The following is a 239-nucleotide window of genomic DNA, read 5'->3' on the forward strand; positions in this document are numbered from 1 at the left end:
GAAGCTGCCTTTGTAAAAATAGTAAGAGCTTAGGACTTAGCTAATTCAGTCAACAACATTGCACGGTTGGCTGCACCAGCAAGTTCTTCCCCTTTCTTAACGAAATGGCGCTTGAAGTAGCTTGAGTGCTCGTCATGCTCATGGAAGTTGTGCGGTGTAAGGACCGCTGTCAAAACAGGAACTTCTGTTTCCAGTTGAACTTGCATAAGGCCTGTGCAAACAGCTTGTGCAACAAAATC

At 45.2% G+C, this 239-nt stretch carries 1 protein-coding gene; it reads right to left on the reverse strand.

What is annotated here, in order from left to right; genetic code table 11:
• Positions 1-29: 29 nt before the first annotated feature.
• On the reverse strand, positions 30-239 hold a 210-nt coding region (locus A3774_RS16235), incomplete at its 5' end, for a 6,7-dimethyl-8-ribityllumazine synthase (protein WP_197468103.1).

Source organism: Neptuniibacter marinus, from assembly GCF_001597725.1.
In the GTDB taxonomy this organism is placed as follows: Bacteria; Pseudomonadota; Gammaproteobacteria; order Pseudomonadales; family Balneatricaceae; genus Neptuniibacter; species Neptuniibacter marinus.